The organism is Pseudonocardia alaniniphila, assembly GCF_022524485.1.
GTDB classification, from domain to species: domain Bacteria; phylum Actinomycetota; class Actinomycetes; order Mycobacteriales; family Pseudonocardiaceae; genus Pseudonocardia; species Pseudonocardia alaniniphila.
The window spans coordinates 32,996-45,062 of record NZ_JAKXMK010000023.1 but is presented as its reverse complement, the minus strand read 5'-3'; the positions used below and the strand labels follow the sequence as shown (position 1 = coordinate 45,062).

Below are 12,067 nucleotides of genomic sequence, written 5' to 3'. Positions count from 1 at the left end.
GCACGGCGGGCTACCGGACGAGAACCCGCGTACTGATCCGCGAAGGCGAATGAGGTCGACCGTGCCGCTTTTGAACCGTCTGCTCCGCGCCGGTGAGACGAAGCTGGTGAAGCGGCTGGCACGCTATGCCGACAGCATCGACAAGCTCGAGCCGGAGGTGCAGGCGCTCTCCGACGCGCAGCTGCGGGCGAAGACCGACGAGTTCCGCGAGCGCTACGAGGCCGGCGAGTCGCTCGACGACCTGCTGTTCGAGGCCTTCGCCGTGGTGCGTGAGGCGGCGCTGCGCACGCTGGGCCAGCGGGCCTTCCCCGTGCAGCTCATGGGTGGTGCCGCGCTCCACCTGGGCAACATCGCCGAGATGAAGACCGGTGAGGGCAAGACGCTCACCTCCGTGTTCCCCGCGTACCTCAACGCGATCTCCGGCGACGGCGTCCACGTCGTCACCACCAACGACTACCTGGCCAAGCGCGACTCCGAGAACATGGGCCGCATCCACCGGTTCCTCGGGCTCAACGTCGGCGTGATCCTCTCGGAGATGCCGCCCGCCGTGCGCCGCGGCCAGTACGCCGCCGACATCACCTACGGCACCAACAACGAGTTCGGCTTCGACTACCTGCGCGACAACATGGCCTGGAAAGCGGCCGACATGGTGCAGCGCGGGCACAACTTCGCCATCGTCGACGAGGCCGACTCCATCCTCATCGACGAGGCACGCACCCCGTTGATCATCTCCGGCCCTGCGGAGCAGAGCGCCCGCTGGTACCAGGAGTTCGCCCGCATGTCGCCGCTGCTCAAGCGCGACCTGCACTACGAGGTGGACGAGCGCAAGCGCACCGTCGGCGTCACGGAGGACGGCGTCGCGCTGGTGGAGGACCAGCTCGGCATCGACAACCTCTACGAGGCCGCGAACACCCCGCTGGTGGGATACCTGAACAACGCTCTGAAGGCCAAGGAGCTGTTCAAGAAGGACAAGGACTACATCGTCCGCGAGGGGCAGGTGCTCATCGTCGACGAGTTCACCGGTCGCGTGCTGGCCGGGCGTCGCTACAACGAGGGCATGCACCAGGCCATCGAGGCCAAGGAGGGGGTGGAGGTCCAGGCGGAGAACCAGACGCTCGCCACCATCACCCTGCAGAACTACTTCCGGCTCTACGAGACGCTCTCCGGGATGACCGGCACCGCCCAGACGGAGGCGGCCGAGCTGCACCAGATCTACAAGCTCGGCGTCGTGACGATCCCCACCAACCGGCCGATGGTCCGCAAGGACCAGCCGGACCTGATCTACAAGACCGAGGAGGCGAAGTTCGCGGCGGTCGCCGCCGACATCGCCGAGAAGCACCGTGCCGGGCAGCCCGTGCTGGTCGGCACCACCAGCGTCGAGAAGTCGGAGTACCTGTCGAAGCTGCTGGTGCGGCTCCAGGTACCGCACGAGGTTCTCAACGCGAAGCACCACGAGCGGGAGGCGGCGATCGTCGCCCAGGCCGGGCAGGCCGGGGCGGTCACCGTGGCCACCAACATGGCCGGCCGTGGTACCGACATCGTGCTGGGCGGCAACCCCGAGTTCCTCGCCGACATCGAGCTGCGCGGTCGTGGGCTCGACCCGGTGAACTCCCGCGAGGAGTACGAGGCGTCCTGGGAGGACGTCGTGGCCGCGATGAAGGAGCAGGTCGCGGCCGAGGGCGAGGAGGTCAAGACCGCCGGCGGCCTTTACGTGCTGGGCACCGAGCGGCACGAGTCGCGGCGCATCGACAACCAGCTGCGCGGTCGTTCGGGACGTCAGGGTGACCAGGGCGAGTCGCGCTTCTACCTCTCGCTCGGCGACGAGCTGATGCGCCGGTTCAACGGCCAGATGGTCGAGTCGATCATGAACCGGTTCAACCTGCCGGACGACGTCCCGATCGAGGCGGGCATGGTCACCAAGGCCATCCGCAGCGCGCAGACGCAGGTCGAGCAGCAGAACTTCGAGATCCGCAAGAACGTGCTCAAGTACGACGAGGTGCTGAACAAGCAGCGCACCGTCATCTACGACGAACGGCGTCGGGTCCTCGCGGGCGAGGACATCAAGGAGCAGATCGAGCACATGCTCGAGGACGTCATCACGGCGTACATCGACGGGGCCACCGCCGAGGGCTACGCAGAGGACTGGGACTTCGAGAAGCTCTGGACCGCGCTACGCACGCTATACACCGTCGGCATCCGCTGGGAGGACCTCACCGACGGCCAGGACGACAACGGGATCGCCGATCCCGGCGACCTGACCAAGGAAGCGCTGGCCGAAGCCGTGCTCGCCGACGCGCGTGACGCGTACGCCCGGCGTGAGGCCGAGGTCGACGAGCTCATCGCCCCCCTCGGTGGCATGCGGGAGCTCGAGCGGCAGGTCCTGCTCACGGTGATCGACCGCAAGTGGCGCGAGCACCTCTACGAGATGGACTATCTCAAGGACGGGATCGGCCTGCGGGCGATGGCCCAGCGCGACCCGCTCATCGAGTACCAGCGCGAGGGCTACGACATGTTCTCCGCGATGCTCGAGGGCATCAAGGAGGAGACGGTCTCCTACCTGTTCAACGCCCAGGTGCAACCGGCCCAGCCCGCCGCGCAGGTCCCGCCCGCTGCCCAGGCGCAGCAGGTTTCTGCGCAACCGCAGCAGGCTCCGGTGCAGCAGGCTCCCGTGCAGCAGCCGCAGGTGCAGCAGGTTCCGGCCCCGGTCGACCGTCGGCCCGCCGCGGCGGCATCCGGCGGTCGGCACTCGGCCGACCCGAACGCCACCACCAGCGTGCTGCCGCCGGCGTTCCGCGGTTCCCGTCCGGCGGATCTGCGCTACAGCGGCCCGGCGGAGGACGGATCCGCCACGCGTTCGCGCAGCGGCGACGGTGCGCGCGACGGCAGCCGGGGCGACGCCACGGTGGCAGGCTCTGCCGAGCCGTCGCGCAATCGCCCGTGCCCGTGCGGCTCGGGTCGCAAGTACAAGCAGTGCCACGGATCGCCCACTGCAGCACGCCCCTGACCTGCGCGGTCCGGGTTCAGCCGAGTCGCAGCGCGGTGCACCGCCAACCGGTGCCCGCGCTGTCGGCTCGCTCGAACCGCGCCGCCACTGCGCGCACTCGTCCGTCGATGGAGCACGCCACGGCCACCTCCGCGACGCCTGGTTGCGGAAGGCACAGACGCATCCGGGCGAACCGGGCAGGCGAACGCACAGTGCGCTGCTGCGCGGCCGTGCGCCAGTAACGCAGCACGGATGCCGTGACGTGGCCGGCGAGCTGTGCGGACGGCCTGCGGTGGTCGAGTACCTCCAGCGCGAGCCGCAGAATCCGCGTGATGGTGCGATGCGCCTCGCCGAGCTCGGCCGCCGACGGCCCGGCCGGCTCGGGCTGCGGCGGGCGCGGCGCCGGGATGGTGGCGACGGCGGCGCTCGCTCCGGGGCCTGGTTCGTACGCCATCCGTCGAAGCCGCGGCCGGATGGCTGGGCAGGTGGCGTGCTGCGGCTCAGGTAGCGGGGGTGGCGAGTCCAGCGTGGTGGTCACGGCGCCAGAGTGCGGCCTGGTGCCGGGCCGCCGAGGTCCGTTGGGGTGATCAGGCGACGAACCGTACGGGCACTGATGATCCAGCTTCGTACGGTGTGCCGATGACCGGCGGTTTCTTCGAGCCCGACCCGCAGCTGATGCCACTTCACCGGCTGTTGTCCCGGGCCGGGCAGGCCGTCTCTCGGTACTCCCGTGAGGTGGTCGCCGCACATGGGCTCACCGTCACCGCGATGGGCGTACTCGGTGCGCTCGCCGACGGCGAGGCCGTGTCGCATCGCGAGCTCTCCGGGTGCCTCGGCGTCGCCCCGGCCACGCTGACCCCGGTGGTCGACGCGCTGGAGACCGCGGGGGAGTTGGCTCGCGAACGCGACCCGGCAGACCGTCGGGTGGTGCGGTTGCGGATCACCGAGCACGGCCGGCTCCGGCTGGCGGGCGCGCATGGGGCCGTGGTGACGACGTTGCGGAGCGGCCTACCCCAGCCGTCGCCGCGGGACGCCGAGGTCATCCGCGCCTACCTGCTGGCGGTGCTGACGGCGGTCACGCGGGCGGAATGACGGCCCCGTCGGCTTTGCCGACCGGTGGCCGAGCACCGAGATCGATTAGGTTAGGGTCACCTCATGCGCTCTGGGAGGGTGGGCCGGCCGTCGCGCCGGTGGATGTCTTGGGGGCTCGCGATGGCCCTCGCGGCGGTGCTGGCCACGGGCTGCGCTACACAGCAGCAGGGCTCGTCCGGCGGCACCGGGAACACCGATGTGGCCACCGGCGGCAAGCTCTTCTCCACCGCCGACGAGGCGACCGCGAAGCTGGGAGCCGACGTCGGCCCCGGCGTCTTCCCCCGGACGATCACCCACGCGCGGGGCACCACGCGGCTGGAGACGAAGCCGGTCAGGGTGGTCACGATCGACAGCGGCGAGCTCGACGCCGTCCTCTCGCTCGGGGTCACGCCGGTCGGCATGGCGAACCCCAACGGGAAGGCGCCGTCCTATCTGGCCGACCGTGTCGCGGGCATCACGAGCGTCGGGGATACCAACAACCTCAACCTCGAGGCCATCGCGGCGCTGAAGCCCGACCTGATCCTCGGTAGCCAGCTGCGCGTCGACCAGCTCTACGAGCCGCTCAGCGCCATCGCGCCCACCGTGCTCAGCATCCGTCCGGGATTCCCGTGGAAGGAAGACTTCCTGCTGGCCGGCGCCGCGCTCGGCGAGGAGACCAAGGCCACCGAGGTGCTCAACGACTACCAGCGGCGGGCCGACGCGGTGAAGGCGTCGTTGGCCGGTGGCGCGCCCGCGATCTCGCTCGTGCGGTTCATGCCCGGCCGGATCCGCCTCTACGGGAACCTGTCGTTCATCGGTGTGATCCTCAAGGACGTCGGTCTGCCCCGCGCGCCGGGGCAGGACTTCGACGAGCTGGCCCAGGAGGTCTCGCCGGAGCTGATCAACCGCGCCGAAGGCGACTGGATCTTCTACTCGAGCTACGGCCCGCCCGAGGCCACGGATCAGGGTGCCGTGGTGAGCGGGGAGCTGTGGAGTCGGCTGAACGCGGTGCAGAAGGGGCACGCGCGACCCGTCGACGACGAGGTCTGGTTCCTGGGCCTGGGTCCCTCGGGCGCCATGATCGTGCTCGACGACCTGCAGAAGATCCTCGCCACTGCGTAGTACTCGGCAGCAAGTTCGCCGGTCGGGCCGCACCGCGGTCCGACCGGGGCCGACCTACAGCAAGATCGTCGGTTCGGGACAGGTAGCTGTGCTCGGCCCGGTTGTCGGGCCCGGATTGCCGATCATGGGCCGCGGAGCGGGGTGGCGGCGGGTAGGGGTGGCGTCCGGTCTCGGGGTCGGCGGTTGCCCGGCGTTCATGATCACTGTTTCGGTGCGCACGACGGCGCTCGGGGCGGCTGTTGGGTCCAAACCGATGATCACGAGTGGCCGGATTTTCAAGATCGTCGCTTGGGGCCGTCCAGCTGTGCCGGACGCGGTTGGCGGGCCCGGAACGTCGATCATGATGGTGGTGCACTGCGGAGACCGGCCGGTCGGCTGGGCCTGCGCCAAGATCATTGGTTCGGAACCGTGAGCTGTGCTCGGCGCGGTTGGCGGGCCCCGAACGTCGATCATGAAGGGTGGCGGGCGGTGGGGCCGGCCAAAGCAGGCGGAGTTGGTCGACGTCCCGGACCTGGACATCCTCGGCCGGATCAATGACCCCGACGCCGAGCACGTCTACTCCGTGAGCGAGGACGGTGGTGTTCCACTGCTTCTCCGGCGATGCTCGATCTCGACCCGGCCGAACGTCCTGAACGCCAAGATCGTCGTTTCGGGCCGGGGAGCTGTGCTCGGGGCGGTTGGCGGCGCGTCCGGGCCGGCGGCAGGTTCGGGTGGCGGCGGATCGGGGCCGGCTACCCGGACCCATGATCGTCAGTTCGGGACCCACAACCGTCCGGCCCGCCTCCCGGCACCCGAACGTCGATCATGAACCCGCGGAAGGCGCAGCGCCGTGCCCGCTGCCAAAGGACGGGCCACCGATCCCGGTAATGTGCCTGCGGTGCCGCTGCGTGGCTTGCTGATGGACTACCAGGGAGTGCTCACCGACGGGTCGGCCGTGGTCGAATTGGTCGGGCGGGCCCGGGCAGCGGGAGTGGCTACCGCCCTGGTCTCCGACGCACACGCCGTGCCCGACGAGTGTGCAGCGCAGTTCGACGCCGTGGTGCTGGGGCCTTCGCTCGGTGTGCGCAAGCCCGATCCTGAGGTGTATCGCCGGGTCGCGGAGATGCTCGGACTCGCCGTCGCCCAGTGCCTCGTGGTGGACGATCAGCTGCGCAACCTGCGAGGCGCACGTGAGGCAGGCGCGGTCGTCGTCCACCATCGGGACGCCGCTGCCACCACCGCCGAGGTCGAGATCCTGTTGGAGCTGCCACCCACCTGAGCGGTGGCGTCACGCCTCGTCGGCGTCGGGTTCGTCCTGCTCGGGGGTGCCGTTCGAATCCGGCGGCTGGGCCGGGTCGTCCTTCTCGGTGCCTGTGATCGTCGACTGCCGCAAGAGATCCGCCAGGAAGCCGTCGCCGCCTGGGGTGGGTTGGTCGTCACGCTCGTCGTCCGGCATGCCCACGGAGTACTCCGATCCGGACCGGACCAAACGAGGGCGAGGTAGGCGCTACCGCGGCGGCGGTGGCTCCTGGCCGCCGGGCGTCGCGTCGGGCGGCGCCGTGCCGGGCGGCTTGGGCTCGGTCGTGTCACCGTCGCCGGTCATCTGCTGCAGCTTGTCGACGGCCTGGTCGATCTGCTCGTCGTGGCCCTCCACCTTGCTCTTGGCCATCTCTCCGGCCTTCTCGATTCCCTGGTCGACCTTGTCGTCGTGCTGATGCAGCAGCTCGCGAATCTTCTCCATGAGTCCCATTCGTGCACGATGGCCCTGCGGCGCCGTTTTCGCAGCGTGAGTTCACGCATTCGGACGAAGGCGGACGTGTTCGCGTCGCAGTTCGTCGACGCTGTTGACGCCGATGAGCTGCAGCGTGCGGACGATCTCGCCGGTCAGGATCGCCACGGCCTTCTCCACACCGAGGCGGCCACCGGCCATCAGCCCGTACAGGTAGGCGCGCCCGACGAGGGCGGCCCGGGCGCCGAGCGCGATCGCGGCCAGCACGTCGGCGCCGTGGGTGATCCCGGTGTCGACGAGCACCTCGGCGCGGTCGCCGACGGCCTGGACGGTGGGCTCGACCAGCTCCAGTGGCACCGGCGCGCGGTCGAGCTGACGGCCGCCGTGGTTGGACAGGAGTACGGCGTCGGCGCCTGCGTCGACCACGCGGAGTGCGTCCTCGACGCTCTGGACGCCTTTGACCACGAGCTTTCCCGGCCAGGTGCCACGCAGCCACTCGACGTCGGCGATCGTGAGCGCCGGGTCGAAGACGCGTGCGATCAGCTCGGCGGGAGTGCCCTCGGTGGACGTGAGGCTCGCGAACTTCAGCGGCTCGGTGGTGAGCAGGTTGAACCACCAGTGCGGGTGGCGGGCGCCGTCGACGAACGTCCGCAGCGACAGGGCGGGAGGGATGGTGAGCCCGTTGTGGACGTCGCGGAGCCGGGCCCCGCCGACCGGAGTGTCGACCGTGAGCAGCAGGGTGTCGTAGCCCGCATCCGTGGCGCGCTGCACGAGCTCCTTGGCGGGAGCGCGGTCACGCCACAGGTAGAGCTGGAACCACTTGCGCCCGCCGGGAGCGGCGGCTGCCATCTCCTCGATCGTGGTGGTGCCCAGCGTCGAGAGTGCGTACGGGATGCCCACCTCCTGGGCCACCGACGCGACGGCACGCTCGCCCTCGTGGTGCATCATCCGCGTGAAGCCGGTGGGCGCGAAGGCGAACGGGAGTGCAGAGCGCTTCCCCAGGATGTCGCGCCCGGTGTCCACGGACGACACGTCGCGCAGCACCGTGGGGTTGAACTCGACGCGGGCGTAGGCCTGGCGGGCGCGGAGCAACGAGCGCTCCCCGTCGGCCGCACCGTCCGTGTAGTCGAACACGGCCCGTGGGGTGCGGCGGCGCGCGATCTCCCGCAGGTCGGCGATGCTCGCGGCGCGCATCAGCCGTCGCTGCGCGGAGTCGCGCACGAACGGCGCCGGCCGCAGCAGCGGGCGGAGCTCGGAGGGACGAGGAAGCCTGCGCTGGACCATTCGGACAGACTAGATCTCTTCCAGCGCCGAAGCGCTCAGCGAACGCGTCGTGCCAGCTCGAACGCTGCGACCGCCCCGGCGCTCGCCACGCCCAGCGACTCGACGCCACCGTGCATGGGGATCGCCAGGAGGCCGTCGAGCATCGCCCGCACCGATGACGAGAGCCCGTCGGTCTCGTTGCCCAGCACGAGCGCGACGCGCCCGGGGAGCTGCGCATCGAGCAGCGATGAGCCCCCTGCGTCGAGCCCGTACACGGCGAACCCGGCCGCGGCCAGCTCGGTGCATCCCTCCTCGACAGTGCCCGACCGCAGGACGGGCGCACGGAACGCGACGCCCGCCGAGGCCTTCACGACCAGTGGGTCGATCGCCGGCACGCCGCGGCGGGGGAGCAGCACCCCGTCGAGCCCGGCGGCGGTGGCGCTGCGCAGGATCATCCCGACGTTGGCCGGGTTGGTGAGCCGGTCGAGTACGAGCACCGACGCGTTGGCGCCGGGAGCGAGCGCAGCCACGAACTCGCCGACCGGCGCCATCCGTGGTGCGACGACGTCGGCGAGTACGCCCTGGTCATGGCGTCCGTTGCCGGCCAGCACCTTCACCCGGTGCGCCGACGCCCACTGCACCGGAACCCCGCGTTGCCGTGCGGCACTGGTGATCGCCCGCACCGGCTCGCCCCGCTGTCCCTCGGCCAGGATGACCTTGTCCACCCGCAGTCGCGCGTCGGTCAGGGCCTCCAGCACCGGCTTGCGTCCGTAGACGGTGATGAAGGTGTCCTTTGGAGAACGGGCTCCCGGCTCCCCCGTGAAACCCTGCGCTCCGCTGCTGCTCCGCACGGGTGTCAGGGTGCCACCTAGGATCTGGTCCATGCCGCCCCGGCTCTCCGCGCTCGACGCCTCGTTCCTGTACCTGGAGCAGCCGACGACGCCCATGCACGTGGGCGGGGTGTCGATCTTCCGGCGGCCGCGCCCGCCAGGCCCGTCCGGAGGATTCGACTACGAGCGGCTCGTCGAGCTGATCGAGCAACGGATCGCGCTGGTACCGCGCTACCGGCAGAAGGTTCGCTACGTGCCGGGCAACCTCGCCCGGCCCGTGTGGGTCGACGACCCGGACTTCGACATCGCGTATCACGTTCGTCGATCCGCGCTGCCGAAACCCGGCTCGGACGAGCAGCTCACCGAACTCGTCGCGCGGCTGATGTCGCGCCCGCTCGACCACACCCGCCCGCTCTGGGAGATGTACCTGGTGGAGGGGCTGGCCAGGGGACGCACGGCCGTGCTCACCAAGACCCACCAGGCGATGGTCGACGGCGTGAGCGCGTTCGACATCGGCCAGGTCATCCTGGACGTCTCGGCCACGCCGAGCGCGGCACCGCTCGACGGCGAAGCGGCCGAGGCGCCGCTTCCGGGGCGGGGCAGGCGCGGACGCGCCATGGTGGAGGAGTTCTGGATGCCGCGGCCGGAGCCGAGCGACACCCAGCTGATACTCGGGGCCGTGGCCGAGGCAGTGGCGCGCCCGGCCGAGATCGTCGACAACGTCCGTGTCGCGGCCGGCGATGCGCTGGCCACCGTCGGCAAGATCGCCGGCACGGCCGGCAGCCTGTTCTCGATGGCGCGGGCCGCGAGCAGGCGGGCCCCGGGTACCCCGCTCAACGTCCCGATCTCCACCCAGCGCCGGTTCGCGGTGGCGCGCACGCGGCTCGAGTCCTACCGGAAGGTGCGGGCCGCGCACGGGTGCACCGTCAACGACGTGGTGCTCAGCGTGGTCTCTGGCGCGCTGCGCAACTGGCTGCTCTCGCGAGGGGAGCCGGTCAGCCCGTCGTCGACGCTGCGGGCGATGGTGCCGCTGTCGGTGCGGGGCGAGGCCGATGTCCCCAGCTCGGCCACGGCCGGCTCACTCGGCAACCGCGTGTCGTCGTTCATCGTGGATCTGCCGGTCGGCGAGCAGAGCCCGGTGGTGCGACTACACCATGTGACGCACGCGATGCGTGAACACACGTCCACGGGGCAGTCTGTCGGTGCCGACACCCTGGTCCGGATCGGTGGTTTCGCCCCGCCTACGCTGCACGCCCTGGGGGCGCGCGCCGCGAGCGGGTTCTCGAAGCGGATCTTCAACTTGGTGGTGACGAACGTGCCGGGACCACAGTTCCCGCTGTACGCCGCAGGTGCCCGGATGCTCGAGATGTTCCCGGTGGTGCCGCTGGCCAAGGGCCAGGCGCTCTCGATCGGGCTCACCTCGTACGACGGCGGCGTCTTCTACGGCTTCAACGGCGACCGCGACGCAATGTCCGATGTCGACGTGCTCGCCGGCCTGGTCGACGAAGCGCTCGACGAGCTCCTGTCGACCGTGGGGTCGTGAGCGGGATGCGCATCTATGTGCCTGCCACCTGGCCGATGCTGCGGACGCTGGTCAAGAACGGCACCGTGGACCCGATCGGCGGCACCGCGTTCGCCCTCACACCGCGGCTGCGCGAGTCCTACACCAGCGGCGACGACGAAGAGCTCGAGTACGCCGCGCTCACCGAGGCCGCCCGGGCGTCACTGCGGCTGCTCGCCGTGGAGCTCGGGGTGGGTGAGGACACCACGCCGGCCCGGCGTGTGGTCATCGCCGCCGACCTCGACGACGTCACCCTGCGGCCCGACCTGGACGACGGCGCCGTCCGGATCGCAGGCACGGTGCCGTTCGAGACCATCGCCGCCGTCCACGTCGACAACGACGAGGCGGAGTACGCGGTGCGCCAGGCCGCCGGTGCCGTCGACGCCGCCGACATGGGCGACCTCGACGCGGAGTTCCTCGTCGGCGAGGCGGAGGACCACGAGCTGGCCTGGTACGACCCGTCCGAGGTGGCGTTCCTGGTGGAGCTGGGCTGACGCCCGGCGCGGCCCTGGCCGTCCGACGGGCGCGGGCGCAGCTCCTCACCCCCGGCACACGGGATCCACGCGATGTCGTGAGCCGCCTGGTCGGTGTTCAGGCGCAGGACTGGCGGTCGGCGAGGCTCGCTCTGCGCGCCCGGTCCGACGGCCTCACCCCCGACGCTCTGGACTCCGCGGCGGCCGGCGGATCGCTCGTGGTCGCGTGGCTCCTGCGGGGGACGCTGCACCTGGTGCGCGCCGAGGACCACGGGTGGCTTCTGGCGCTCACCGCGCGAGCGGGCGTGGTCGAGTCCCGGCGCAGGTTGGCCGAGGAGGGCGTGACCGAGCCGCAGGTCGACACGGCCCTGCGGGTGATCGCCACGGGACCGGCCGGCGGACCCCGATCCCGCGAGGAGCTCACCGACCACCTTGCCGCGGCTGGTGTGCCGGTCGCCGGACAGGCCGTCCACCACTGTCTGCGTGTGGCGGCGCTGCACGGGCGGGCCGTGCTCGTGCCGGGAGCTGAGGCGGGATCGCTGCTCGTCCGGGCCATCGACCCGCCTGCGGCGCCGAGTGATCGGGACGCCGCCGTCGTCGAGCTGGCGCGCCGCTACCTTCGGGGCCACGGACCGGCCACAGCCGCGGACCTCGCGGTGTGGTCGGGCCTGCCGCTGCGCGACGCCAGGGCCGGGCTACGGGGACTCGGCGCCTCGCTCGTCGAATGCGGCGACGGCCTCGTCGACCTGGCCTGCCGTGATGCGGCCGGGGACGACGTACCGGGGGTGCCCCCGCGGCTGCTGCCGCCGTTCGATCCGTTCCTGCTCGGCTGGGCCGACCGCTCGTTCGCGGTGCCGGAGCATCTGCGCTCGCGGGTGCATCCGGGTGGCGGGATGCTGCGGGCCACCGCGACGGTCGACGGTGCCGCGGTGGGTACGTGGACGATGCGGCGGCGCGGTGGGCGCCCGGAGGTGGCGCTCGACGTGGCCGAGCCGGCGCACATCGAGGCGCTTCAGGCCGATGTGGCCGACGTGCTCCGGTTCTCGGGCTGAACCC

The 12,067-nt window shown here is 71.1% G+C and carries 13 protein-coding genes; 8 read left to right on the top strand and 5 right to left on the bottom strand.

All coding sequences use genetic code 11. From position 1 onward, the window contains the following. Nucleotides 1–61 precede the first annotated feature (61 nt). Nucleotides 62–3,004: a preprotein translocase subunit SecA gene (gene secA / locus MMF94_RS25200; RefSeq protein WP_241039650.1), complete on the top strand. Its 2,943-nt coding sequence runs from the start codon at nt 62–64 to the stop codon at nt 3,002–3,004. A gap of 16 nt (nt 3,005–3,020) precedes the next feature. Here secA and MMF94_RS25195 read toward each other — a convergent pair whose 3' ends face one another. After that, nucleotides 3,021–3,521 (bottom strand): Rv3235 family protein, encoded by a 501-nt coding sequence (locus MMF94_RS25195; protein ID WP_241039649.1) that lies wholly within the window; start codon nt 3,519–3,521, stop codon nt 3,021–3,023. A gap of 101 nt (nt 3,522–3,622) precedes the next feature. Here MMF94_RS25195 and MMF94_RS25190 point away from each other — a divergent pair, with 101 nt between their 5' ends. The 4 genes from MMF94_RS25190 to MMF94_RS25175 all read left to right on the top strand — a co-directional run bounded on the left by MMF94_RS25190 (nt 3,623) and on the right by MMF94_RS25175 (nt 6,434). Continuing rightward, a complete protein-coding gene (locus MMF94_RS25190; protein ID WP_241039648.1) occupies nt 3,623–4,075 on the top strand; it encodes a MarR family winged helix-turn-helix transcriptional regulator in 453 nt (150 codons plus the stop codon). Between the two features lie 63 nt (nt 4,076–4,138). After that, nucleotides 4,139–5,176 (top strand): ABC transporter substrate-binding protein, encoded by a 1,038-nt coding sequence (locus tag MMF94_RS25185; protein WP_241039647.1) that lies wholly within the window; start codon nt 4,139–4,141, stop codon nt 5,174–5,176. A 196-nt stretch (nt 5,177–5,372) separates the two neighbouring features. Beyond that, entirely contained in the window at nt 5,373–5,588 is a 216-nt protein-coding gene (locus MMF94_RS25180; RefSeq protein ID WP_241039646.1) for a hypothetical protein, read from the top strand. Nucleotides 5,589–6,005: 417 nt separating this feature from the next. Next, nucleotides 6,006–6,434, top strand: a complete 429-nt coding sequence (locus MMF94_RS25175; RefSeq protein WP_241039645.1) for an HAD-IA family hydrolase — start codon at nt 6,006–6,008, stop codon at nt 6,432–6,434. A 9-nt stretch (nt 6,435–6,443) separates the two neighbouring features. Here MMF94_RS25175 and MMF94_RS25170 read toward each other — a convergent pair whose 3' ends face one another. Genes MMF94_RS25170 through MMF94_RS25155 form a run of 4 tightly spaced genes read right to left on the bottom strand, consistent with a single transcriptional unit; the run spans nt 6,444 to nt 8,998 of the window. After that, a complete protein-coding gene (locus tag MMF94_RS25170) occupies nt 6,444–6,611 on the bottom strand; it encodes a hypothetical protein (protein ID WP_241039644.1) in 168 nt (55 codons plus the stop codon). Between the two features lie 51 nt (nt 6,612–6,662). Then, entirely contained in the window at nt 6,663–6,905 is a 243-nt protein-coding gene (locus MMF94_RS25165) for an antitoxin (protein WP_241039643.1), read from the bottom strand. A 42-nt stretch (nt 6,906–6,947) separates the two neighbouring features. After that, nucleotides 6,948–8,168, bottom strand: coding sequence for an alpha-hydroxy acid oxidase (locus MMF94_RS25160; RefSeq protein WP_241039642.1), 1,221 nt, complete (start codon nt 8,166–8,168; stop codon nt 6,948–6,950). A gap of 35 nt (nt 8,169–8,203) precedes the next feature. After that, on the bottom strand, nt 8,204–8,998 hold the full coding sequence (locus tag MMF94_RS25155) for a TrmH family RNA methyltransferase (RefSeq protein WP_241039641.1): 795 nt from the start codon (nt 8,996–8,998) through the stop codon (nt 8,204–8,206). 31 nt (nt 8,999–9,029) lie between these two features. On the opposite strand from MMF94_RS25155, the gene MMF94_RS25150 reads away from it, so the two are divergent. The 3 genes from MMF94_RS25150 (at nt 9,030) to MMF94_RS25140 (ending at nt 12,063) form a co-directional block, all read left to right on the top strand. Then, nucleotides 9,030–10,520: a WS/DGAT/MGAT family O-acyltransferase gene (locus MMF94_RS25150; protein WP_241039640.1), complete on the top strand. Its 1,491-nt coding sequence runs from the start codon at nt 9,030–9,032 to the stop codon at nt 10,518–10,520. Between the two features lie 5 nt (nt 10,521–10,525). Beyond that, nucleotides 10,526–11,032, top strand: a complete 507-nt coding sequence (locus MMF94_RS25145) for a DUF6912 family protein (protein ID WP_241039797.1) — start codon at nt 10,526–10,528, stop codon at nt 11,030–11,032. A 77-nt stretch (nt 11,033–11,109) separates the two neighbouring features. Next, the gene (locus MMF94_RS25140; RefSeq protein WP_241039639.1) at nt 11,110–12,063 is read left to right on the top strand and encodes a winged helix DNA-binding domain-containing protein; all 954 of its coding nucleotides are present in this window, start codon (nt 11,110–11,112) and stop codon (nt 12,061–12,063) included. Nucleotides 12,064–12,067: the final 4 nt, after the last annotated feature.

Bases quoted from the DNA above. Each gene is read 5' to 3' on its own strand.
- MMF94_RS25170 (WP_241039644.1), bottom strand. From the start codon at position 6,611: ATGCCGGACGACGAGCGTGACGACCAACCCACCCCAGGCGGCGACGGC.
- MMF94_RS25165 (WP_241039643.1), bottom strand. From the start codon at position 6,905: ATGGGACTCATGGAGAAGATTCGCGAGCTGCTGCATCAGCACGACGAC.
- MMF94_RS25180 (WP_241039646.1), top strand. From the start codon at position 5,373: ATGATCACTGTTTCGGTGCGCACGACGGCGCTCGGGGCGGCTGTTGGG.
- MMF94_RS25145 (WP_241039797.1), top strand. From the start codon at position 10,526: ATGCGCATCTATGTGCCTGCCACCTGGCCGATGCTGCGGACGCTGGTC.
- MMF94_RS25160 (WP_241039642.1), bottom strand. From the start codon at position 8,168: ATGGTCCAGCGCAGGCTTCCTCGTCCCTCCGAGCTCCGCCCGCTGCTG.
- MMF94_RS25150 (WP_241039640.1), top strand. From the start codon at position 9,030: ATGCCGCCCCGGCTCTCCGCGCTCGACGCCTCGTTCCTGTACCTGGAG.
- MMF94_RS25185 (WP_241039647.1), top strand. From the start codon at position 4,139: ATGCGCTCTGGGAGGGTGGGCCGGCCGTCGCGCCGGTGGATGTCTTGG.
- MMF94_RS25190 (WP_241039648.1), top strand. From the start codon at position 3,623: ATGACCGGCGGTTTCTTCGAGCCCGACCCGCAGCTGATGCCACTTCAC.